The organism is Enterobacter adelaidei, assembly GCF_041937165.1.
In the GTDB taxonomy this organism is placed as follows: domain Bacteria; phylum Pseudomonadota; class Gammaproteobacteria; order Enterobacterales; family Enterobacteriaceae; genus Enterobacter; species Enterobacter adelaidei.
The window spans coordinates 3100981-3124925 of record NZ_CP154353.1; the positions used below are offsets into that span (position 1 = coordinate 3100981).

Genomic DNA, 23945 nt, shown 5'->3' on the forward strand with positions numbered 1-23945 from the left:
CCTGTCATCACATTCATGATAAAAATGAATCAATTACGCGATAAGGTGGCGGATCTGTCGGTATTTTGAGCATTTCCATGTTTTTACTTTCTGTATCACAATTTCTTATAAAAAAAAGGCTTTTTTTACTCGCAATACCCCAGGCAATCGGTTAATCTCGAACTCGTTTTGCCCCATAGAGATAATTATTTCACTGGCTAATAATTTTGTGCGCTGTGCCACAAATGTGAGCAGAAAGAATTGTCTCAATGTGAACAGATAATTAGTCTCGTCACGTTTGGCATTTTTATAACGATATTTGTCGTTAAGGACTTCAAGGGAAAATAAACAAAATGGTCAAATCTCAACCGTTTCTGAGATATATCTTACGGGGGATCCCGGCGATAGCAGTCGCGGTACTGTTGTCTGCATGTAGTACATCGAACACCGCAAAGAATATGCATCCTGAGACGCGTGTTGTGGGAATGGAAGATTCCTCGTCACTGCAAGCCTCTCAGGATGAATTTGAAAATATGGTACGTAATCTGGACGTGAAGTCCCGCATTATGGACCAGTATGCTGACTGGAAAGGCGTGCGTTACCGTCTTGGCGGCAGCACGAAAACAGGTATTGATTGTTCCGGTTTTGTACAGCGTACTTTCCGTGAGCAATTCGGGTTAGATCTTCCGCGTTCGACTTACGAACAGCAGGAGATGGGCAAGTCGATTTCACGTACTAAACTGCGCACCGGTGACTTAGTTCTGTTCCGCGCCGGTTCTACAGGTCGACATGTGGGCATCTATATTGGTAATGACCAGTTTGTACATGCCTCCACCAGTAGCGGTGTGACCATTTCCAGCATGAACGAACCGTACTGGAAAAAGCGCTACAACGAAGCGCGCCGAGTACTGACCCGCAGTTAATATGGAAATTGTATCGTTGGTTATCCCTTGGCTGGCGATATGATGAAAAAAAGCACTGCTTCGGCGGTGTTTTTTTTTGCCCGTTACACTGAATACATTCGGCGGCAATTCAGGAACCACAACGTCTATGTTCACCCGCTACTTCTCCAGTAATCGCAAGATACTGATCCTCAGCATTATCACAGGCCTGATCGCTGCCCTGCTCCTGGGTTCATTGCAATTTTTCTGGAGCTACCACAAGCGGGACGTAAAATTCGACACCCTGATTAACGATGTCAACCTCTACATGGAGAGCTATTTCGCAGAGTTAAAAACCTCTATCGACATCCTCCAGCCACTCACGCTGAACAATTGCCACGACGTCAATGCAGAACTGACTTCACGCGCAGCATTTAGCCTCAACGTGCGCGCCTTTTTGTTGGTCAGGGACAAAATTGCGTTCTGTTCATCCGCCACAGGTCCAATGAATGTCCCGATGGAGGAGCTGATACCCGAGCTGCACATTAATAAGCAGATCGATATGGCCTTGCTTCCAGGCACCCCGATGTTGCCCAACAAGCCCGCGATTGCCATCTGGTATCGTAACCCGTTAGTTAAAGATGGCGGTGTGTTCACCTCGGTGAATATCAATCTGACACCTTATCTGCTCTACACAGCCCGCCAGGACGAGTTCGCTGGCATCGCCATCATCATTGGCGATTATGCCCTAACGACGATGTCCAGCAAGCTGGTCAAAGCGCGTGATTTAGATGAAGCACCGAGCCGCATCGCTACGCTGAAAAACGTCCCCCTGACCATTAAACTGTATGCGGACGCCTGGACCAGCGATGAAATCCTTTACGCTCTGTTCTTCGGACTGGTGTGCGGCATTGCGGCCGGCTCGCTCAATTACTATATCCTCAGCATACGGCTGAATCCGGGTAAAGAGATTTTAAGCGCCATTAAGCGCGATCAATTCTATGTGGTCTATCAACCTGTGGTGGACGCAAAAGAGCTGAAAATGCGCGGTGTCGAGGTGTTGATGCGCTGGAAACACCCGACCATGGGTGAGATTCCGCCTGACGCCTTTATCAATTTTGCAGAGGCACAGAAGCTGATCGTTCCGCTGACGCTGCATCTTTTTGATCTCATCATTCACGATGCGCCGGTATTACAGACCGTGCTACCGCCGGGCGCAAAACTCGGCATCAACATTGCGCCTGGGCATTTGCATGCGGAAAGCTTCAAAGAAGACATGCTCACCTTCAAAGCGTTACTGCCGCCGGATTACTTCCAGATCGTGCTGGAAATTACCGAGCGCGACATGCTTAATCATCGGGAAGCCAACAGCCTCTTCGAATGGCTGCATAACGAAGGGTTTGAGATAGCCATTGATGATTTTGGTACTGGTCACAGCGCGCTGATTTATCTTGAGCATTTCACCATGGACTATCTCAAGATTGATCGTGGTTTTGTTAATGCGATAGGCACGGAGACCGTGACGTCACCGGTGCTGGATGCAGTCCTGACGCTGGCAAGACGAATGAATATGTTGACCGTCGCCGAAGGGGTGGAAACCCCGGAACAGGCTGCATGGCTACGCGAGCATGGCGTCAATTTCCTGCAGGGCTACTGGATTAGCCGCCCGATGCCACTGGATCAGTTCCGCAACTGGCGGCCTGACGTTTCGCCCGGCAGTGAATAATTTCACATTGCCCGTGACGTCACTTATTATTCAGCTTAACTGAGCTGGTTTGTAAAAGAAGGAGCCGCCGCGAGATGCTTATGCGCTTTATGTTGCTGATGTTGGCATTCACGAGCCTGTCCAGCCAGGCGCAAGCCATCAAAGAAAATATCGCCTTCGCGGTGATTGGCGAGCCGAAATACGCGGTCAATTTTACACATTTCGATTACGTCAACCCAGCCGCCCCCAAAGGTGGGAAGGTAACACTTTCCGCCACGGGAACGTTCGACAACTTCAACCGCTACGCCCTGCGTGGCGTGGCGGCCGCGCGAACGGAATCACTTTACGATACGCTTTTTGTCACGTCTGATGATGAGCCCGGCAGCTACTATCCACTGATTGCCGATAACGTGCGTTACGCGGATAACTTTGCCTGGGCTGAAATCTCGATAAACCCTCGGGCACGTTTTCACGATGGTTCACCGGTTAAGGCCAGTGACGTCGCGTTCACCTTTCACAAATTTATGACTGAAGGCGTGCCCCAATTCCGCATCGTGTACAAAGGCGCATCCGTCAGAGCCATTGCGCCGCTCACCGTACGCATCGAGCTGAGCGAACCCAACAAAGAGAATATGCTCAGCCTGTTCTCGCTGCCGGTGATGCCTCAATCGTTCTGGAAAGATCACAAACTGAGCGACCCGCTCTCTACTCCCCCTCTGGCAGGTGGTCCTTACCGCATTACCGACTGGCGCATGGGGCAATATGTGGTCTATTCCCGCGTCAAAGACTACTGGGCCGCAAACCTGCCAGTTAACCGCGGGCGCTGGAATTTCGACACCCTTCGTTATGATTACTACCTCGACGATAACGTGGCATTTGAAGCATTTAAAGCCGGTGCCTTCGATCTGCGCGTCGAGAGCAACGCCAAAAACTGGGCCACGCGGTATATCGGGAAAAATTTCGCGAAAGGTTACATCGTTAAAGATGAGCACAAAAATGAGTCCGCCCAGGACACCCGCTGGCTGGCATTTAATATTCAGCGTCCGGTGTTTAATGACCGCCGGGTACGGGAAGCGATTTCCCTGGCCTTTGATTTTGAGTGGATGAACAAAGCGCTCTTTTACGGTGCCTACAGCCGTGCGAACAGCTATTTTCAGAACACGGAATATGCCGCGCGCGACTACCCGAAAGCTGACGAGCTGGTCCTGCTGGCACCGCTGAAAGCGGAAGTACCCGCGGAAGTGTTCACCTCGGTGTTTCAGCCGCCCGTGTCGAACGGTGACGGCTACGACCGCGCCAACCTGCTGAAAGCCAGCAAGCTGCTGGAGGACGCGGGCTGGCCCCTGAAGAATCAAAAGCGTGTTGATGCCAAAACGGGTAAGCCTCTCAGCTTTGAGCTGCTGCTTTCATCCGGGGGCAACGATCAGTGGGTACTGCCGTTTAAGCACAACCTTGAGCGGCTGGGCGTTACCATGAACATTCGTCAGGTTGATAACGCGCAGATTACCAATCGCATGCGCAGCCGTGATTACGACATGATGCAGCGCTTGTGGCCCGCACAGCCGTGGCCAAGCTCCGATCTGCAAATTTCATGGGCCTCCAGCTACATCGACTCCTCATATAATGCCCCGGGGGTGAAAAGCCCGGCGATTGATGCACTGATTGCAAAAATAGTGGCGGCGCAAGGCGATAAAGAAAAGCTCCTGCCGCTCGGGCGGGCGCTCGACAGGGTCTTAACCTGGAACTACTACATGCTGCCGATGTGGTATATGGGCGAAGATCGTCTTGCTCGCTGGGACAAGTTCTCCGTGCCTGCCGTACGCCCTGTCTATTCACTGGGCTTTGATACCTGGTGGTATGACGTCAACAAAGCCGCCAGACTCCCCGCTGAGCGACGCTAAGGAATCATCATGGGTGCCTATCTTATCCGCCGTCTGCTGTTGGTCATCCCGACCCTGTGGGCCATCATCACGATTAACTTTTTTATCGTGCAAATCGCGCCTGGCGGCCCGGTTGATCAGGCTATTGCCGCTATCGAGTTTGGTAATAGCGGCGGTATGCCAGGCGGCGGCGGTGAAGGAATGGGCGCGAGCCATGCGCGAACCGGCGTAGGGAATATCAGTGAAAGTCATTATCGTGGTGGGCGTGGACTGGATCCTGAAGTGATCGCCGAGATCACCCACCGCTATGGCTTTGACAAACCCATTCACGAGCGCTATTTCAAAATGCTCTGGGACTATATTCGCTTTGATTTCGGCGATAGCCTGTTTCGCAGTGCATCAGTCTTAACATTGATTAAGCAAAGCCTGCCAGTGTCCATTACGCTGGGGTTATGGGGAACGTTGATTATCTACCTGGTCTCGATTCCGCTCGGGATCCGTAAAGCCGTTTATAACGGCAGCCGTTTCGATATCTGGAGTAGCACGTTCATCATCATCGGTTATGCCATCCCGGCGTTTCTGTTTGCCGTCCTGCTGATTGTTTTTTTTGCCGGGGGGAGTTATTTCGATATCTTTCCGCTGCGAGGGTTAGTCTCCGCTGATTTCAGTACCCTGCCGTGGTACCAGAAAATCACCGACTATCTCTGGCATATCACGCTACCGGTTCTGGCAACGGTTATTGGCGGGTTTGCGGCTCTGACCATGCTGACCAAAAACGCCTTTCTTGATGAAATTCGAAAACAGTACGTCGTCACGGCCCGCGCCAAGGGCGTAAGCGAGAAGCAGATTATGTGGAAGCACGTATTCCGCAACGCCATGCTGCTGGTCATTGCCGGATTTCCTGCCACGTTCATCAGTATGTTTTTTACCGGTTCACTGCTGATCGAGGTGATGTTCTCACTCAACGGTCTGGGCCTGCTGGGCTATGAAGCCACCGTCTCGCGCGATTATCCGGTGATGTTTGGCACACTCTACATTTTCACCCTGATTGGCCTGCTGCTGAATATCGTCAGTGATATCAGCTATACGCTGGTTGATCCCCGAATTGATTTTGAGGGCCGCTAATGTCGCGTTTAAGCCCCGTAAACCAGGCCCGCTGGGCCCGTATTCGCCACAACCGCCGCGGCTACTGGTCACTGTGGATTTTTGCCGTGTTGTTTATTTTAAGCATGTGCTCTGAGTTGATTGCCAACGACAAGCCTTTGCTGGTGCATTTTAACGACCGCTGGTATGTACCGGTTCTCGCTAATTACAGTGAAAGCGATTTTGGTGGCCCGTTTGCAACGCCTGCGGAGTATCAGGACCCGTGGCTTCGCCAGCAAATTGAGCTACATGGCTGGGCTATCTGGGCACCGGTGCGTTTTGGCGCAAACAGCATTAACTTTGCCACCACAACGCCCTTCCCTTCCCCACCCTCCGCGCAAAACTGGCTGGGAACGGATGCCAACGGTGGCGATGTCCTGGCGCGCATCCTTTATGGCACACGGATATCGCTCCTCTTTGGACTTATGCTGACGCTTTTTTCCAGTGTGATGGGGGTCGTGGCGGGTGCGGTTCAGGGCTATTACGGTGGAAAAATAGACCTGTGGGGCCAGCGTGTTATTGAAGTCTGGTCAGGCATGCCAACGCTGTTTCTGATCATCCTGCTTTCGAGTGTGGTACAGCCAAACTTCTGGTGGCTATTAGGCATCACCGTCTTGTTCGGCTGGATGGCGCTGGTGGGTGTCGTGCGAGCGGAATTTCTGCGCACCCGCAACTTCGACTATATTCGCGCTGCACAGGCGCTGGGCGTGAGCGACCGCGGGATCATCTTCCGCCATATGCTGCCCAACGCGGTGGTAGCAACGCTTACCTTCCTGCCGTTTATTCTGTGCAGCTCTATCACCACCCTCACCTCACTGGATTTTCTCGGTTTCGGGCTACCGCTGGGTTCCCCGTCGCTCGGCGAGCTTCTGTTACAAGGTAAGAACAACCTGCAGGCACCGTGGCTGGGTATTACCGCCTTCCTGTCTGTGGCCGTGCTGCTTTCGCTACTGATTTTTATTGGCGAAGCCGTGCGCGATGCCTTCGATCCTAACAAGGCGGTATAAAATGACGCAGCCCCTTCTCAGTATTGATAACCTGTCGATTGCTTTTTCAACACAGGGTGAGATGCGTACCGTCGTCACCGACCTGTCACTCCAGATCCAGCGCGGTGAAACGCTGGCGCTGGTGGGTGAGTCAGGTTCAGGCAAGAGCGTCTCAGCTCTCTCCATCCTGCGTCTGCTGCCCTCTCCGCCCGTGAGTTACCCGCAAGGCGACATTCTTTTTCACGGTAACTCGCTGTTGCATGCTGACGAACATACCTTGCGCGCAATCCGCGGTAATAAGATTGCCATGATTTTCCAGGAACCGATGGTTTCTCTTAACCCCCTTCATAGCCTGGAAAAACAGCTCTATGAAGTCCAGTCACTGCACCGGGGTATGCGCAAAGAAGCCGCACGCGGGGAAATTCTGGACTGCCTTGAACGAACCGGAATACGCAATGCAGCCAAACGGCTGAATGATTTTCCGCACCAGCTCTCCGGCGGCGAGCGCCAGCGCATGATGATTGCCATGGCCCTGCTCACGCACCCCGAACTGTTAATTGCTGATGAACCTACAACGGCGCTGGACGTGACGGTGCAGGCGCAAATTTTGACGCTGCTGCGCGAGTTACGTGACGAGCTGAACATGAGTTTGCTGTTTATCACGCACAACCTGAGTATTGTGAAAAAGTTGGCCGACAGCGTTGCGGTGATGCAAAACGGGCGATGTGTCGAGCAGAATGTCGCGTCCACGCTGTTAAACGCGCCACAACACCCGTATACCCAGCGCCTGCTCGACAGTGAACCCTCTGGCGACCCGGTTCCGCTGCCAGCTGACAGCGTACCGCTGTTGCGTGTTGACGATTTGTCCGTCTCGTTTCCCATTCGCAAAGGTATTCTGCGGCGCGTCGTCGACCAAAATCCGGTGTTGAAAAATATCCGCTTCTCTCTGCGTCCAGGGGAATCTCTGGGACTGGTAGGTGAATCCGGTTCGGGTAAAAGCACCACCGGCCTGGCGCTGCTGCGTTTAATCGCTTCTCAGGGCGAGATCCTCTTTGACAACATGCCACTGCATCTCTGGAACCGACGCCAGATGCTTCCGGTACGCCCTCGTATGCAGGTGGTATTTCAGGATCCCAACTCCTCGCTTAACCCACGGCTCAGCGTGTTACAGATCGTTGAAGAGGGTCTGCGTGTTCATCAGCCCAGCCTGAATGCCCAACAACGGGAACAGGAGGTCATGCGGGTCATGAACGAAGTGGGCTTAGATCCCGATACCCGTCACCGCTATCCGGCAGAATTCTCCGGCGGGCAGCGTCAGCGTATCGCTATTGCCCGTGCGCTGATCCTGAAACCGGAACTGATTATTCTGGATGAACCGACGTCTTCGCTGGACAGAACCGTCCAGGCGCAGATCCTGAAACTGCTCAAGGGGTTACAGGAAAAACACCGGCTGGCCTATATCTTTATCAGCCATGATTTACAGGTGGTTCGGGCGCTATGCCATCAGGTGATTGTGTTGAGACAGGGAGAAGTGGTCGAACAGGGGGAGTGCCAGCGCGTATTTACTGCGCCAACGCAGAGCTACACGCGCCAGCTGCTTTCAGCAGACTAGCGCTCAGAATGGATACTGGCCAGAGAAAGGCTCCGCAATAGCAACGCCAAAATTTTTCAGACGGCAGGTCGCGGCAAACTCATCCTGGCTTTTAACAAACAGGCACGGCTCACCTTCGCACTCCAGTACGGAGCTGTCTACTTCGATATCCGTCAACGCCTGGCTTAAGCGTTCCATAACCGGCCATGCGTCTTCGTCGCTCGGGCTAAGCAGTTTGAGCGCAACCAGACAATTATCGCAGCCCGCGGCACTTTGCGGAATCGGTTCAACTTTCGAACCTGCAAAACCCGCTGACCAGCGATAGCTCTGGGGCAAGCGATGGACAATGGAGAGTTGTAATGTATTCACGTTCGTTCCCCGGAAGCAAAATTTACTTCACAATTTATTTACATTTATAGTAACACATCATCGCTAACCTGCACTATTCAGCGCTTTTTTATAGGTATCCAGGCTTGCGTCGGCGCTATATGTACCCGTTTCTGCGATCTAACTCAACCTTTTTGAATACAATGATGTGACTTTTTACATAAATAGATTTTACATAAAAGAAACAAACACCGGGTGTGTGAACGTGGGTTTGGTTGATATGCATCAACAAAAAAGGCCCTGTCGGGCCTTCTCTGTGCTTTAGTGAGCCGCTTTTCGCGGTCGACTTGCGTAAAGATAGAAGAGTATGGAGCTGGTTGCGCAAAAAGCCATCGCCCACAACATTGGCCAGGCCGTCGTAAAGGTCGCCATAGAAAGCAACGCCCCGACAATCGCCCCAATACCAAAGCGGAACGTTCCTGCCAGTGACGATGCCGTTCCCGCCATATGCGGGAATTCATCGAGGATCACCGCCATCGCGTTCGACGATACCATCGACACGCAGCCGACAAAGGCCGCCACGCCGACCACCAGCGCCCAGAAGCCCACGCCCAGAACCGCGCTCACCACCAGCCAGATCGCCATCACAAACTGGATCCACAGCCCGGCGCGGAACATGTTCAATGCCCCCACCCGCCGGACAAAACGGCTGTTGATGATGGTCATGATGAACAGGAAGACGATGTTCAGCGCAAAGTAATAGCCGAAGTGCTGCGGTGAAACATGGTTCAGTTCGATATAAACAAACGGCCCGGCACTCAGGAAGGAGAACATCCCGGCGAAGCTGAACCCGCTCGCCAGCATATAACTCAGCACACGCTTGTGGCGAAACAGTGAGGCGAAGTTACCTATTGTGGTGCGGATGTGGAATTTCTGGCGACGCTCGACGGGAAGCGTTTCATCAATAAAGAAGAAAATCATCGCGGAGGCCAGCAGCGCGGCCAGCGCCAGGATCCAGAAAATCGCATGCCAGCTAAACCACACCAGCACCGCACCACCCGCCATCGGAGCCACCAGCGGCGCAATCGTCGTCACCAGCATCACGAACGACATCATGCGGGAGAACTCTTCTTTCGGGTAGATATCGCGCATCAGAGCGTTAATCACCACGCTTGCCGCTGCCGCAGCCAGACCGTGGAAGAAGCGCATGATAATCAGATGATCGATGGTTTGCGCCAGCGCACAGGCAACTGCCGCGGCCGCAAAGACTAACGTCCCACCCAGAATAACAGGCTTGCGTCCCAGGCTATCCGCCATCGGGCCATAAAACAGCTGGCCGAGGGCAAAGCCGAGTATATAGGTGCTGAGCGTCATCTGCGCGCTGCCTGCCGGTACGCCAAACTGCGCGGCAATAACCGGCAGTGCAGGCAGATACATATCAATAGACAGCGGCATCAGCATGGCCAGCAGGCCAAGAATGAAGACGATTTTGAACGACGAGTGTGGCCTGGTGGTCACAGAGTTCTCCTGAGATTAATGCGAAGGCAGACCGACGCTGGCGATCTCTTCTTCCGTTAACGGGCGGTATTCGCCTGGCGCCAGATCCTGATCGAGTTCAATCGCACCAATCCGCTCACGATGCAGGCCGACAACGTGGTTCCCCACTGCAGCAAACATCCGTTTTACCTGATGATATCGCCCTTCGCTGATGGTCAGGCGAACTTCGGTCGGGGTGATCACCTCAAGGACGGCGGGTTTGGTGAGATCTTTCTCATTATGCAGCTGAACGCCTTTGGCGAATTGCTCTGCCGTGTCATCCGCTACCGGAGACTCCAGCGTCACCAGATAGGTTTTCTCGCAATGATGGCGCGGAGAGGTAATACGGTGCGACCACTGCCCGTCGTCAGTCATCAGCACCAGTCCGGTGGTGTCGATATCCAGGCGACCAGCGGCATGCAGCTTGTGCGCAACCGGTTCGTCGAGGAAATAGAGTACTGTCGGGTGATCCGGATCGTCCGTTGAACAGACATAGCCTTCCGGCTTGTTGAGCATGAAATAGCGCGGGCCATGCTGCTGGGCCAGCGGATTGCCGTCATACTCAACCTGATGGTCCGGTTGCAGTTTGAAAGCGCTGTCTCTCACAATGTCGCCGTCCACGGTAACGCGGCTGGCGCGAATTTCACGCCCGGCAATAGCGCGGCTTACGCCGAGTTGCTGAGCGATAAACTTATCAAGTCGCATGAAATCTTTTTAGCCTTAATGGTGCTGGAAGTCGAACAGTACGTCCGAAAAAGAAGCAGTCTGGAACGGTTCAGTATAATGGTCTGGTTGCGCCACTCAAGGGAAAAAGTTTCGTGGCATACTATGTGCGGAATAATGAAACCGAGACCCCATGACTTTTACACTTCGTCCCTATCAGCAGGAAGCCGTTGATGCCACCCTCGCGTGGTTCCGTAAACATCGTGAACCTGCGGCTATTGTGCTTCCAACCGGTGCAGGCAAGAGCCTGGTCATCGCCGAACTAGCACGTCTGGCCCGCGGTCGTGTGCTGGTGCTGGCGCACGTCAAAGAGCTCGTCGCGCAAAACCATGCCAAATATTGCGCACTCGGGCTGAAAGCAGACATTTTCGCCGCCGGGCTAAAGCGTAAAGAGAGCCACGGTAAAGTGGTCTTTGGCAGCGTGCAGTCGGTGGCCCGCAATCTGGATCTGTTTCGCAGCGAATTTTCGCTGCTGATTGTCGACGAGTGTCACCGCATCAGCGATAACGACGACAGCCAGTATCAGCAAATCCTGACACACCTGAAAGAAGTGAACCCACACCTGCGCCTGCTGGGCCTGACGGCGACCCCGTTTCGTCTGGGGAAAGGCTGGATCTACCGTTACCATTATCACGGCATGGTGCGCGGCGATGACAAGGCCCTGTTTAGCGACTGCATCTACGAGCTTCCGCTGCGCTACATGATTAAACATGGCTACCTGACGCCGCCTGAACGGCTTGATATGCCGGTGGTGCAGTACGATTTCAGCCGCCTGCAGGCGCAGAGCAACGGGTTATTCAGCGAAGCGGATCTTAACCAGGAGCTGAAAAAGCAAAAGCGCATTACGCCGCACATCATTAGCCAGATTGAGGAGTTCGCCGCGACACGTAAAGGGGTGATGATCTTTGCCGCCACCGTTGAGCACGCGCGGGAAATTACCGGGTTACTGCCCCCAGGCGACGCGGCATTAATCACTGGCGAGACCCCAGGCCCTGAGCGCGACAGCCTGATTGACGCCTTTAAAGCCCAGCAGTTCCGCTATCTGGTTAACGTGTCGGTACTGACCACTGGCTTTGACGCCCCGCACGTCGACCTGATCGCTATTTTGCGCCCGACCGAATCGGTCAGTCTGTATCAGCAAATTGTTGGCCGCGGCCTGCGTCTGGCGCCGGGTAAAACCGACTGTCTGATTCTGGATTATGCCGGTAACCCGCACGATCTCTATACGCCTGAGGTCGGCGCGCCAAAAGGAAAAAGCGACAACGTGCCGGTACAGGTTTTTTGTCCTGCCTGTGGTTTTGCCAACACCTTCTGGGGTAAAACCACCGCCGACGGCACGCTAATTGAGCATTTTGGCCGCCGCTGTCAGGGCTGGTTTGAAGATGACGAAGGGCATCGCGAGCAGTGCGATTTCCGTTTCCGCTTCAAGAACTGCCCACAATGCAACGCCGAAAATGACATTGCCGCACGCCGCTGCCGGGAATGTGACACGGTGCTGGTCGACCCGGACGACATGTTAAAAGCGGCACTGAAGTTAAAAGACGCGCTGGTACTCCGCTGCTCAGGCATGGCACTACAGCCCGGTGCGGATGAAAAAGGCGAGTGGCTAAAAATCACCTACTACGATGAGGACGGGGCGGACGTCAGTGAGCGCTTCAGGGTACAAACTCCCGCTCAACGCACGGCCTTCGAGCAACTCTTTATTCGCCCGCACACCCGTACGCCAGGTGTTCCTCTGCGCTGGATAACCGTGGCCGATATCGTGCACCAGCAGGCGTTACTGCGCCATCCGGATTTTGTTGTTGCTCGCAAGAAAGGTCAGTTCTGGCAGGTCCGTGAGAAGGTCTTTGACTATGAAGGTCGCTTTCGTCGCGCCAACGAATTGCGCGGTTAACGGGACTTTTCATTGATGTGAGGAGCATTTGAGTATAAAATGCCGCCCGCTTCACATCCGTGAGGCAGAACACTCACCTGCTGCTGGGTCGCCTGTAGTAGGGTTTTAAATACAGAGAGAAATCAATGTTTACTATCGAAGCAGAAGTACGTAACGTGCAGGGTAAGGGTGCGAGCCGCCGCCTGCGTAACGCTAACAAGTTCCCGGCTATCGTTTACGGTGGCGAAGCTGCTCCAGTTGCAATCGAACTGGATCACGACAAACTGTGGAACCTGCAGACCAAAGCTGAATTCTACAGCGAAGTTCTGACCATCGTTGTTGGCGGTAAAGAAGAAAAAGTGAAAGTTCAGGCTGTTCAGCGTCACGCGTTCAAGCCAAAACTGACTCACATCGACTTCGTTCGCGCGTAATCGCAAACTCGTCGAGAAAAACCCCGCTTCTGCGGGGTTTTTTGTGCCTGCTATTTACCGCCAGAAGTACGGCGCTGAAGCTGATCGCGCAGGTTCGGCGGCGTTCCTTTAATGGTCAGCGTATCGGTGGCAGGATCCCAGAAAATGCGTTCTCCCAGCAACATCGCATCAAAGTTAATGGTTAACCCGCCGCCACTGCCGGCAAACTTGGTTAACTGACGCAGCGTACTGCGATCCGCCGGGAAGCTCTCTTCAAGCTCATAGCCTTTATCCGCGGTGAACTCCTGGAAGCTGACTTCGCTGACGCCCGCCAGCTCTTTTGACAGCGACTCCAGCTCAATCTCTTCCCCCGCCTGCAGCTGTTCGTTGCAGTAGCTATAGACCTGCTGGCGCACGTTCTGCCGCTCAGATTTATCGAGCTGCGCTTCTGCCGTGAAGTCATCAACCGCCTGGAGCAACCCTTTGTTCTGCGCTTTGGCGTTCAGGCCTTCGCTGGCGCCGAGGAAGTCCATAAAGAAATCCGCCACTTTGCGGCCCACGCGCCCCTTCAGGAAAGTCAGGTAGCGAGTCGACTCCGGGTTGGTTTCCCACTCGGTCAAATCAATACGGGCCACGATATCCGCATGGTTAATATCCAGATAATGCGTTGAGCTAATATCCAGCTGTTCGTTCACGCGCATGCTGCTTAAGTTATTCAATACGGTAACCAGCAGATACTCTACGGCCAGATAGCGGTAGTGGCAGAACAGCACAATCCCGCCGTCGGCGAAGGGATATTTCGCCAGCTCGTCGCGCAGACGTCCGGTCGCAGCGCGGCTAAACGCCAGAAAATCTTCTTCGCCCTGACGCTGCAGACGCAGGCTATCAGCCAGTTCGCTCTCTTCACTGAACAGGCCATAGGCTTTATTTTTAGCGCTGTAGACACGGTGTAACTCCGCCATCATCTCTACAACAGTAGGCGTGGGTTCCAGTAACGAATCGCGCAGCACCACTTCAAGGGTTTGCTCATCACGCTTGATAAGCTGGTGCAAGGCAATCTGGTTGATTTCCAGACTCATGATAAACTCTCCTTTTAGACCGGGCGGTATTCAACCACCACCAGGGCATGTGTGCAACAACAGATAAAAAAGGGGAAAAAAAGCTGTTGCTACGGTAATATGTTGCCCTTTCATCAACAAACTGATTTTGATTTATGCCACAACATTCCCGCTACAGTGATGAACACGTTGAACAGCTGCTCAGTGAGCTGGTTAACGTACTGGAAAAACATAAAACGCCGACCGATCTCTCCCTGATGGTTTTGGGAAATATGGTCACCAACCTGATTAATACCAGCGTTGCTCCGGCTCAGCGTCAGGCGATCGCCAAATCTTTCGCCCAGGCTTTACAGTCATCCATCAGCAACGACCAGGCCCATTAAGGGATACGAACAACAGTTTATGGTGACGAATCGTCAGCGCTACCGTGAAAAAGTCTCCCAGATGGTCAGCTGGGGGCACTGGTTTGCCCTGTTCAACATTCTGCTGGCGACGGTCATTGGCTGTCGTTATCTGTTTGTCGCAGACTGGCCAACAACGCTAACCGGGCGTATCTACTCCTGGATGAGCGTTGTAGGTCACTTTAGCTTTTTGGTTTTCGCCACCTATCTGCTGATCCTGTTCCCTCTGACGTTTATCGTCATGTCGCAACGTCTGATGCGGTTCTTGTCCGCCATCCTTGCGACGGTGGGGATGACACTACTGCTTATCGACAGCGAAGTGTTCACCCGCTTCCACCTGCATCTCAATCCCATCGTCTGGGAACTGGTGATTAACCCCGACCAGAATGAAACGGCCCGTGACTGGCAGCTGATGTTTATCAGCGTCCCGGTGATCCTGTTGATTGAGATGCTGTTTGCCACCTGGAGCTGGCAAAAACTTCGCAGCCTGACCCGGCGGCGGCATTATGCCAAGCCCGTCGCCGCGCTCTTTTTTGTCTCATTTATCAGCTCGCATATTATGTATATCTGGGCGGATGCAAACTTCTATCGCCCTATTACCATGCAGCGCGCTAACCTGCCGCTCTCGTATCCAATGACCGCCCGTCGTTTCCTCGAAAAACACGGTCTGCTTGACGCGCAGGAGTACCAGCGCCGTCTGGTCGAACAGGGTAATCCGGAAGCAGTCAGCGTTCAGTATCCTCTGAGCGATCTGCACTATCGCGATATGGGCCGCGGGCAAAACGTCCTGCTGATTACCGTCGATGGCCTGAACTATTCCCGTTATGAGAAGCAGATGCCTGCGCTGGCCGATTTCGCGAGTCAAAACGTCACGTTCACCCAGCATATGAGCTCCGGTAATTCTACCGATGCGGGTATCTTTGGGCTGTTCTATGGCATCTCAGCCGGATACATGGACGGCGTGCTGTCTGCCCGTACGCCTGCGGCACTGATCACCGGGCTGAATCAGCAAGGGTATCAGTTAGGGCTGTTCTCCTCTGATGGCTTTAACAGCCCGCTTTACCGCCAGGCGTTGCTGTCTGATTTCTCCCTGCCGGCGGCACAAAATCAGTCTGATGCGCAGACCGCCAGCCAATGGATAAACTGGCTGCAACGATACGCCCAGGAAGATAACCGCTGGTTCTCATGGGTTGCCTTTAATGGCACAACGCTCGCTAACAGCAATAAGAATGACTTTGCACGCCGCTACAGCCGCGCGGCTGGCGATGTGGATGCGCAGATAGGCCGAGTGCTTGAGGCGCTGCGTGAGTCAGGCAAACTGGATAATACCGTGGTGATCGTGACCGCTGGCCATGGCGTCCCGCTGGGTGACGAGACGAAGGGAATGAGTTGGTCTCGACCGAATCTTCAGGTTCCGCTGGTGATCCATTGGCCTGGCACGCCGGCTCAGCGCATTACTATGCTTACCGAGCATAAAGATGTGATGACCACCCTGATGCAACGCCTGCTGCATGTCAGCACGCCAGCAAACGAGTATTCACAGGGGCAAGATCTCTTCAGTGCCACGCGCCGCCATAACTGGGTTACGGCTGCCGGGAATAACACCCTGGTGGTGACCACGCCTAAGCTGACGCTGGTGCTGAACAGCAACGGGAATTATCAGACGTACAACCTGCAGGGCGAGCGGTTGAAAGACCAGAAACCGCAGTTAAGCCTGCTGCTGCAGGTCCTGACGGATGAGAAGCGCTTCATCGCTAACTGATTAATAATAAACCAGTTAGCGACAGATTCCCTTGCATTCAAAACGGAATCGAGTAGTATTCTTTTCATGCGTCGGCACGTAGCGCAGCCTGGTAGCGCACCGTCATGGGGTGTCGGGGGTCGGAGGTTCAAATCCTCTCGTGCCGACCAAATACACTTGAAAAACCAGCCTGATGGCTGGTTTTTTTATTGCTCCTCACCCGGTGTTTTATGCAGATACACCAGCGTAACAAGACAAATCACCGCTCCGGCATAAAACGTGTATTGTGCGCCAAACACTTCCCAGATCGCTCCGGCGCTCACGCTGGCAATTAACAATCCCACGCCGCTGACCAGGCTAAAAATACCAAAAGCCGTACCGCGCAGATCGGCCGGAGCGGTTTTAGCAACCATGGCCGCCAGCAACCCCTGAGTCATTCCCATATGAACGCCCCACAGTGCGACACCGAGAATAATACCTATCCAGTGGCTACTCAGCGCCAGAACGACATCTGCGCCAATCAATACCATTAACCCCCACTGCAGCAGTCGGGTGTGGCTCATGCCATCAGAAAGTTTGCCAAAGGGATAGGCCGAGAGTGAATAGAGAACGTTCATTACCACCATCACCAGCGGAATAAACGCCAGGGGAACACCCGACTGTTGCGCACGAAGCACAAGAAATGCCTCGCTGAAACGGGCCAGAGTAAACACCGCACCAAGGCCAATCACCCACCAGCACGCTTTCCCCAGACGCTTCAGATTCGCTCTTTTGATGGGATTAGTGCGTTTGTGCTCGACAGGATTTTTCGGTTCCTGCAGACCAAAATAAAGCAGTGCAACTGAAAGCAGACCGGGGATGAGCGCTATCCAGAAAACGGTTCGGAAATCATTGTCCAGTAACAACATCAAACTCACCGCCAGTAATGGTCCGAGAAAGGCCCCCGTGGTATCCATCGACTGACGCAGGCCATATGCCGCACCGCGCATTTCCGGCGGTGTCACGTCTGCAACCAGTGCGTCTCGCGGTGCTCCCCGGATCCCCTTCCCCGTTCGGTCCATCAGACGTGCGCCTAAAACCATACCTGAGGAAGAGGCTAAAGCGAAAAGGGGTTTGCTTAGCGCGCCCAGCCCATATCCCAACAGTGCCAGACCTTTGCGCTGACCAAGATAGTCGCTTATCGCTCCCGAAAAGACCTTAATAAAGAGAGCGGTTGCCTCCGCCAGCCCTTCAATCAGACCGATGAATAACACGCTGGTCCCGAGCGTGGTCATCATAAAAAGAGGGAGCAGGCTGTGAATACTCTCTGAAGAGATATCCATCAGCATACTGACGCCTCCCACAACCCAGACACCTTTTGGGATCTGGCTGAGTACTGGAAACCTGGAAAGCATGCGCGACTCCTGCTTTAAAAACAGTTGCCTGAATGCTTACAGAATAGGATATGGCGGATTAAAAAACCTGAGGAGGAATAATGGGGCTATAAAAAGCCAACCCGCAGGCTGGCTCATGAAGGCTTAGTGCTTTTCGCGTCCACCCAGGAAGAAAATACCCAGCGGGATAGCCAGCAGCACGGTGAACACCAGGCTGTAGACAAAGATCATCGCTGATTGCAGGACATACATACTGGTTGTCCAGGCTGAGAGGGGAATGTTGTACTGTTCGATAACGCCAACAATGGTTGCCCGCCCAACGCACGCGGCAGCAATCATAAACACAACCAGTAGCGCCAGGAGGAACTTACGGCCTTCAGGTGTTTTAAGTTTTGCACGAACCATCTCTCTTCCCTTTACAGATGAATAACATTATAAGGTGTTTAAAATAACACGAACTATCGCCAGACTCCACACCAGTACAAACAACCATTAAAAATGCCAAAATTAAGTTTATAACACTGAGAATATTGAAAATGTAAGTAAATCAAACCAATCATTCATGAGCGCTATGCTAATCTGTTCAGGATCGTTTTGACATAAAGGAATGACAATGAAAAACGCACCTAAGTTTGCCATCGCTCTGATCGCCGCCGCGTGCGTCAGCACCAGCGCTTTTGCCAGCGAAACCCCAAAAGAGCAGCCGCTGGAAAAAGTTGCCCCGTATCCGAAAGCGGACAAAGGGATGAAGCGTCAGGTGATTCAGTTACCGGCTCAGCAGGATGAAGCAAATTTCAAAGTGGAGCTGTTAATTGGCAAAACGCTGGAAGTGGATTGCAACCAGCATCGTCTGGGCGGTCAACTGGAAAGTAAAACGCTAGAAGGCTGGGGTTATGACTATTACGTCTTCGATAAAGTCACCTCTCCGGTCTCTACCATGATGGCCTGCCCGGATGGCAAGAAAGAGAAGAAATTTGTGACGGCGTATCTGGGTGACAACAGTCTGCTGCGCTACAACAGCAAGCTGCCGATCGTGGTCTACACGCCGGAAAACGTGGAAGTGAAGTATCGCGTCTGGAAGGCTGATGAGAATATCGGACAAGCGGTAGTACGTTGAAAAAAAGCCGGGTAATCAATACCCGGCTTTTTTATTTACAGCGCGATATCCGCAACCGGTTTGTTTTCCGACTGAGGTTTAAGCTCTGCTTTGGGCGCTGTATCAGCAGCCTGCGGCTTAACGTATTGCAGTTGCAGAACACGGCTGGTGTATTCCAGCTCCTGCTCCGTAGCCTCCACGTTACCGTTCAGCTTTGTACCGTAGGATGGAATAATGGTTTTCAGCTTAGCCTGCCATTCAGGACTGGATACTTTATCTTTAAACACTTTTTCCATCAGGTGCAGCATGATTGGCGCAGCGGTAGATGCACCAGGTGACGCACCCAACAGCGCAGCAATTGTGCCATCCTTATCGCTTACCACTTCGGTACCCAGGCGCAGCACACCCCCCTCTTTCGGGTCGCGCTTGATAATCTGCACACGCTGACCCGCCTGCCACAGACGCCAGTCTTCTTTCTTCGCCTCCGGGTAGTACTCTTTCAGCGCTTCGAAACGATCGTCGTCAGAGAGCATCACCTGGCTAATCAGGTATTTCACCAGGTCGAAGTTATCCAGTCCCACATCCATCATTGGCTTAACGTTAGAGGTGGTGGTTGCACTGAGCAGATCCCACAGAGAGCCGTTTTTCAGGAACTTAGTTGAGAAGGTCGCGAACGGCCCAAACAGCACCACGCGTTTGCCGTCAAGCATACGGGTGTCGATGTGCGGCACAGACATTGGCGGCGCACCAACAGAAGCCTGACCGTACACTTTAGCCAGATGGCGATTCACCACTTCCGGGTTTTCGGACACCAGGAACTGGCCGCCGACCGGGAAACCGGCATAATCGTCAGCTTCCGGAATACCGGATTCCTGCAGCAGTTTCAGCGCCGCGCCACCTGCTCCAATAAAGACAAACTTCGCCTTGATGACGTGCTCGGCTTCGTTGTTTTTCAGGTCTGCAACGGTCACGCTCCAGCTGTTGTCCGCGTTGCGCTTAAAGCCACGCACTTCGGTGCTGAGCTGCAGATTGAAGTTCTCTTTTTTCTTCAGAGACGTCACCAGCTGACGGGTTATTTCACCGTAGTTAACGTCAGTACCAATCTCAGTACGGGTTGCCGCTACTTTCTGGTTCGGGTCACGACCTTCCATAACCAGCGGGGCCCACTCTTTGATCTGAGCGTGGTCCTCAGAGTATTTCATACCGCGGAACAGCGTGCTCTGCTGCAGAGCCGCGTAACGCGCGCGCAGGAAGTTGACGTTCTGCTCGCCCCACACAAAGCTCATATGCGGCACGGTGTTAATGAAGGAGTGCGGGTCATGCATCACACCACTGTTGACCTGGTGAGACCAGAACTGGCGTGAAATCTGGAATGCTTCGTTGATCTCTACCGCCTTCTCGATACTAATGGAACCGTCCTTTTTCTGCGGCGTATAGTTCAGTTCCATGAGTGCCGAATGTCCCGTACCGGCGTTGTTCCAGCCGTTCGAGCTCTCCTGCGCCACGCCATCGAGGCGTTCGACCATGGTCATTGACCAGTCTGGCTGCAGTTCCTGCAGATAGGTTCCCAGCGTGGCGCTCATGATACCGCCACCAATTAAAAGGACGTCCGTTTCCTGCTCTTTTGGTGCGTCAGCTTTCGCCGCCATTGAGACGGTGTTAAGCCCCACGGCCAGAGAAAAGAGCATGGCAGTCATTTTTTTCATAATTTATGCCTTAGTGTAAAAGTGCTTGATGCGTGGAAATTGCAGGTGAAAAAAGCTGCGGGGGCACGGTAACAACTTTTAAATATTGTTTAAAGGTTACGAAATTATTGTAATTGTGAAATTTAATGATGGATTGTTTGTGGGGAATTACGCTGGCTGCTGGTACCGATTAATTTGCAAACGCAGTGAAAGGATTGGGTGTACTGGGCGGGATTATCATCATGGTACTGCTTCCCGCCCGTATTAAGCATCTGATTAAAGAAGAAAAATCGTCGCCAGCCCAAGAAAAATAAAGAAGCCACCGGTATCGGTGATGGCAGTGATCATCACGCTCGACCCCACTGCAGGGTCGCGTCCCAGTTTGGTCATCGTCAGAGGGATAATCACGCCCATCATTGATGCCACCAGCAGATTCAGTACCATCGCCAGCATCATCACGCCTCCTAGCGCCATATCGTCGTACAGCCACCAGGTAATACCGCCCATAATGCCGCCCCATACCAGGCCGTTAATCAGCGCAACACCCATTTCTCTTAAGATCAGGAAGGTAAAGTTGCCAGGCTGAATGTTCTCCAGCGCCAGCGCGCGGACGATCATAGTAATAGTCTGGTTTCCGGTGTTGCCGCCAATCCCGGCCACAATCGGCATCAGCGATGCCAGCGCGACTAACTGAGAAATAGTGTGTTCAAAACCATCAATCACGCGGGAAGCGATAAACGCAGTACACAGGTTAATGGCAAGCCACGCCCAGCGGGTTTTGACGGCCTTGCCAACGGATGCATGGACGTCATCCTCCGCGCTGATCCCACCGAGAGCACGTAAATCGTTATCAGTTTCTTCGTACACCACATCAACGATCTCATCAATGGTCAGGCGTCCCATCAGCTTGCCGACAGAATCGACCACCGCCGCACTTACAAGGTCATCACGTTCGAAGGTACGCGCCGCTTTTTCAGCATCGTCTTCCGGAGAGAAGACCATCGGCTCGGTCTCCATCACCTCACTCACCCGCCGTTGGGTACTATTGAGCAGGATCGTTTTCAGCTCCAGCTCACCGAGCAACGTTTTATCCCGCGAGGTCACAAACAGTTTATCGGTGTTATCCGGCATACTGCCGAGGCGGCGCAGGTATCGCTGGACGGTACCAAGCGTAACGTCCGGGCGTACCGTGATAACGCCAAACTCCATGATCGCGCCAACGCTGTGTTTCTCGTAGTGCATCACCTGACGCACACGTGCCCGCTCTTCGGCTGGCAAAGAGGCCAGCAGGCGGCCGGTCAGATTACGCGGCAGATGTTGAACAAGGTAAATCTGTTCGTCGATATCCAGCGTTTTCAGCGCATCAAGAATATCCCGGTCGCTCATCTCGTCGATAAGGTCATCCCAGACGTTTTCCGAGGCTTCAAGCAGCACCTGGCCACGCTCGTGATCCTGCACCAGACGCCACAACGCATGGCGCTCCTCCGAAGGGAGCGCCTCAAGGGTATCGGCCAGGTCAGGCGGGGGTAAGTGGGCAACCAGCGCACCTACCTCAGCAATATCGTCGGCTAAGGTGCCGACATCATATTGCTCAGCCAGGGTCAGTTTACCCAATAACGCAGAAGTGACCGCTTTATCGGTCGTGAGAAGCCAGATCAGTCGCGCGCGTTCCTGGTCACGCTGTCTGGCGCTGTTTTTCGTTAATACCGACATCAATCATAAATCCATGAAATAAGATGGTATTAAGCATAGCGCGGGGATATGTAAATAAGAATAAACAACAGGGCGGGATGGAGAAAAAAGCGGCATTTCGACCGCGATTTATCCCCTCTCCCTGTGGGGGAGAGGGTAACGGCATCATGCCGTACGCGCCACCGCGTCACGCGACGCCGCATCTCGCTCTTCACCGGTCAACTCGCTCAGTTGACCGTCGCGCATCTCCAGCAGACGGTCAGCATGAATGAAGTAATGATCGTCGTGGCTGATGGCGAAAATGGTTTTGCCCATCTCCCGCATCAGCGGCAGCAGAACCTGATAAAACTCGCGGCGGAAATGCGGATCCTGATCCGCTGCCCACTCATCCAGCAGAATAATGTCGCGCTCTTCCGCCAGCGCCAGCAGCAGCGCCACGCGTTTTTTCTGCCCTTTAGAGAGTTTCAGGTTGAGGATCTTTCCGTCCTGTAGCTCCAGCTTGTGCGACATCTGCAATTGTGTCAGCCATTTCTCCACCAGCGCAGGATTGGCCTGTTGCCCTTCAGGCCCAAGCAGTTGTTCAAACAACCAGACATCGGTGAACACCGCCGAGAAAAGCTGGCGGTAATCCTCAGGTTTCTCCGCGTTCAACGCCCTACCGTCCAACAAAATCTCGCCCGATTGCGGCTGATAGAGCCCGGTCAGCAACATTGCCAGCGTCGATTTACCACTACCGTTGCCCCCAATCAGGAACAACAGCTCACCGCGATGTATCGTCAGGTTGACCGGTCCTATGGAGAAGGCGTTGTCCCGATAGCGGAACGTAACGTTACGAAGCTCCAGCGTCTGCCAGTTGGGGAAGGCCTGCGGGCACGGAAATTCGGCTTTGAACGGCGCAAGGTCGAATTTTTTGAGTTTATTAAACGCAACTTGCGCACTCAGCAAGGTAGGCAGTGCGCCGACAGCGGAGAGCAGCGGTGTGCGTAAAAACAGTAACGTTAATGAGTAGGTTGCCGCCACGTTGGTGTCCGCCCAACCCAGGCTGTTCGCCATCCAGAATACCAGGCCAATGGCACCCAGCATCATAATGTTTGACCAGTTCACCGCGCTCAGGTGGAAGGTATCGGCGCGAATGATATGGTGTCGGTATTCGCGCGCATCCGGTAGGTAGAGATGGTTAAAGATATGCTCGGCACGTTCGCGGTTCAACGTCAGCTCTTTACGCCCTTCCAGCACCGTCTGGTAATCGTTATAGAGCTTATCTTCGGTTTCGCGCAGCACCGCCATGTGTTTATAGACGCGTGACACCAGAACAAAACCACCCCAGATGGTAATGACTATCCATAGAGCAGTCACTGCCAGCATTTTGCTGGAGAGCCAGGCGAGATAGGCCGCAGAGCCAAAGGTCAGAATGATCCCCTGGACCAGTTCCGGTAAACGGACGAATGCAATAGTGATGGCGCGCACATCGCTGGTCAGTCCCGCCAGCAGAGAAGCACTTCCGAGTTGTTCAACACGCTCGACCTGGGTGTCCAGAATCCGCTTGATAAATTCACTGCGTAAACGAAAAACGAAATGGTGCCCAAGCGCAGTCAGCGCCAGCTGTGACCCGAGCGTGACCGCCATCAACAACAGCAACAGGCCAAGAAACTCCGGTAAAACGGAGAGTGACGTGTCGACCATTTCAATCAAACGTACGTTAATAAACGCGATCAGGCCAATACCTAATGCGGCACTGGCAAGGCTTAACGCCATTACTGCAATGAAGGGCCAGCGATACTGACGCCAGACAAGAAGAAGTAGTTGCATGCAGGCAATCCGGACAATAAAAATCAGCCAGCAGTGTAAACTGCCCTGCGGTTACA

20 protein-coding genes and 1 tRNA gene are annotated in these 23945 nt (G+C 53.3%); 12 read left to right on the forward strand and 9 right to left on the reverse strand.

The annotated features are described in order from the left end of the window. Positions 1 to 332 precede the first annotated feature (332 nt). The 6 genes from mepS (at position 333) to yejF (ending at position 8186) form a co-directional block, all read left to right on the forward strand. Positions 333 to 902, forward strand: a complete 570-nt coding sequence (gene mepS, locus AAHF05_RS15025) for a bifunctional murein DD-endopeptidase/murein LD-carboxypeptidase (RefSeq protein ID WP_008500946.1) — start codon at positions 333 to 335, stop codon at positions 900 to 902. Between the two features lie 127 nt (positions 903 to 1029). Then, the gene (locus AAHF05_RS15030) at positions 1030 to 2586 is read left to right on the forward strand and encodes a cyclic di-GMP phosphodiesterase (protein ID WP_108090807.1); all 1557 of its coding nucleotides are present in this window, start codon (positions 1030 to 1032) and stop codon (positions 2584 to 2586) included. 74 nt (positions 2587 to 2660) lie between these two features. Further along, positions 2661 to 4466 carry an extracellular solute-binding protein gene (locus tag AAHF05_RS15035; RefSeq protein ID WP_129324294.1) on the forward strand — a complete coding sequence of 602 codons (1806 nt, stop codon included), beginning with the start codon at positions 2661 to 2663 and terminating at the stop codon, positions 4464 to 4466. Between the two features lie 9 nt (positions 4467 to 4475). Then, positions 4476 to 5570, forward strand: a complete 1095-nt coding sequence (locus tag AAHF05_RS15040) for a microcin C ABC transporter permease YejB (RefSeq protein ID WP_028016291.1) — start codon at positions 4476 to 4478, stop codon at positions 5568 to 5570. Further along, the gene (locus tag AAHF05_RS15045) at positions 5570 to 6595 is read left to right on the forward strand and encodes an ABC transporter permease (protein WP_129324293.1); all 1026 of its coding nucleotides are present in this window, start codon (positions 5570 to 5572) and stop codon (positions 6593 to 6595) included. The genes AAHF05_RS15040 and AAHF05_RS15045 overlap by 1 nt, the downstream gene beginning before the upstream one ends. Before the next feature lies 1 nt (position 6596). Further along, a complete protein-coding gene (gene yejF / locus AAHF05_RS15050; protein ID WP_129324292.1) occupies positions 6597 to 8186 on the forward strand; it encodes a microcin C ABC transporter ATP-binding protein YejF in 1590 nt (529 codons plus the stop codon). Positions 8187 to 8189: 3 nt separating this feature from the next. Here yejF and AAHF05_RS15055 read toward each other — a convergent pair whose 3' ends face one another. The 3 genes from AAHF05_RS15055 to rsuA all read right to left on the reverse strand — a co-directional run bounded on the left by AAHF05_RS15055 (position 8190) and on the right by rsuA (position 10733). Then, the gene (locus tag AAHF05_RS15055; protein ID WP_114977689.1) at positions 8190 to 8534 is read right to left on the reverse strand and encodes a YejG family protein; all 345 of its coding nucleotides are present in this window, start codon (positions 8532 to 8534) and stop codon (positions 8190 to 8192) included. A 279-nt stretch (positions 8535 to 8813) separates the two neighbouring features. Then, a complete protein-coding gene (locus AAHF05_RS15060; RefSeq protein WP_129324291.1) occupies positions 8814 to 10010 on the reverse strand; it encodes a Bcr/CflA family multidrug efflux MFS transporter in 1197 nt (398 codons plus the stop codon). Between the two features lie 15 nt (positions 10011 to 10025). Next, positions 10026 to 10733, reverse strand: coding sequence for a 16S rRNA pseudouridine(516) synthase RsuA (gene rsuA, locus AAHF05_RS15065; protein WP_049008173.1), 708 nt, complete (start codon positions 10731 to 10733; stop codon positions 10026 to 10028). A gap of 151 nt (positions 10734 to 10884) precedes the next feature. Here rsuA and AAHF05_RS15070 point away from each other — a divergent pair, with 151 nt between their 5' ends. Beyond that, entirely contained in the window at positions 10885 to 12645 is a 1761-nt protein-coding gene (locus tag AAHF05_RS15070; protein ID WP_129324290.1) for a DEAD/DEAH box helicase, read from the forward strand. 125 nt (positions 12646 to 12770) lie between these two features. Continuing rightward, positions 12771 to 13055 carry a 50S ribosomal protein L25 gene (gene rplY / locus AAHF05_RS15075; protein ID WP_023312497.1) on the forward strand — a complete coding sequence of 95 codons (285 nt, stop codon included), beginning with the start codon at positions 12771 to 12773 and terminating at the stop codon, positions 13053 to 13055. A 50-nt stretch (positions 13056 to 13105) separates the two neighbouring features. On the opposite strand, the gene yejK is transcribed toward rplY, so the two are convergent. Next, positions 13106 to 14113: a nucleoid-associated protein YejK gene (gene yejK, locus AAHF05_RS15080; protein WP_028016284.1), complete on the reverse strand. Its 1008-nt coding sequence runs from the start codon at positions 14111 to 14113 to the stop codon at positions 13106 to 13108. A gap of 134 nt (positions 14114 to 14247) precedes the next feature. Between yejK and AAHF05_RS15085 the strand changes: the two genes are divergently transcribed. The 3 genes from AAHF05_RS15085 (at position 14248) to AAHF05_RS15095 (ending at position 16404) form a co-directional block, all read left to right on the forward strand. After that, complete coding sequence (locus AAHF05_RS15085) at positions 14248 to 14475, forward strand: YejL family protein (RefSeq protein ID WP_129324289.1); 228 nt, start codon at positions 14248 to 14250, stop codon at positions 14473 to 14475. 19 nt (positions 14476 to 14494) lie between these two features. Then, positions 14495 to 16255, forward strand: coding sequence for an LPS biosynthesis-modulating metalloenzyme YejM (gene yejM, locus AAHF05_RS15090; protein ID WP_028016283.1), 1761 nt, complete (start codon positions 14495 to 14497; stop codon positions 16253 to 16255). Between the two features lie 72 nt (positions 16256 to 16327). Continuing rightward, positions 16328 to 16404 (forward strand) — tRNA-Pro (locus AAHF05_RS15095). A gap of 36 nt (positions 16405 to 16440) precedes the next feature. Here AAHF05_RS15095 and AAHF05_RS15100 read toward each other — a convergent pair. Continuing rightward, positions 16441 to 17628, reverse strand: a complete 1188-nt coding sequence (locus AAHF05_RS15100) for an MFS transporter (RefSeq protein ID WP_129324235.1) — start codon at positions 17626 to 17628, stop codon at positions 16441 to 16443. A 123-nt stretch (positions 17629 to 17751) separates the two neighbouring features. After that, positions 17752 to 18012: a DUF2534 family protein gene (locus AAHF05_RS15105; RefSeq protein ID WP_008500962.1), complete on the reverse strand. Its 261-nt coding sequence runs from the start codon at positions 18010 to 18012 to the stop codon at positions 17752 to 17754. 208 nt (positions 18013 to 18220) lie between these two features. Here AAHF05_RS15105 and eco point away from each other — a divergent pair, with 208 nt between their 5' ends. After that, positions 18221 to 18724: a serine protease inhibitor ecotin gene (gene eco, locus AAHF05_RS15110; protein ID WP_129324234.1), complete on the forward strand. Its 504-nt coding sequence runs from the start codon at positions 18221 to 18223 to the stop codon at positions 18722 to 18724. A gap of 35 nt (positions 18725 to 18759) precedes the next feature. Here the strand turns inward: eco and mqo are convergent, their stop codons facing one another. The 3 genes from mqo to AAHF05_RS15125 all read right to left on the reverse strand — a co-directional run bounded on the left by mqo (position 18760) and on the right by AAHF05_RS15125 (position 23889). Further along, positions 18760 to 20409: a malate dehydrogenase (quinone) gene (gene mqo, locus AAHF05_RS15115; protein ID WP_028016280.1), complete on the reverse strand. Its 1650-nt coding sequence runs from the start codon at positions 20407 to 20409 to the stop codon at positions 18760 to 18762. 255 nt (positions 20410 to 20664) lie between these two features. After that, entirely contained in the window at positions 20665 to 22101 is a 1437-nt protein-coding gene (gene mgtE / locus AAHF05_RS15120; protein WP_028021368.1) for a magnesium transporter, read from the reverse strand. A gap of 144 nt (positions 22102 to 22245) precedes the next feature. Beyond that, positions 22246 to 23889 carry a multidrug ABC transporter permease/ATP-binding protein gene (locus AAHF05_RS15125; protein ID WP_129324233.1) on the reverse strand — a complete coding sequence of 548 codons (1644 nt, stop codon included), beginning with the start codon at positions 23887 to 23889 and terminating at the stop codon, positions 22246 to 22248. Between the last annotated feature and the right edge of the window lie 56 nt (positions 23890 to 23945).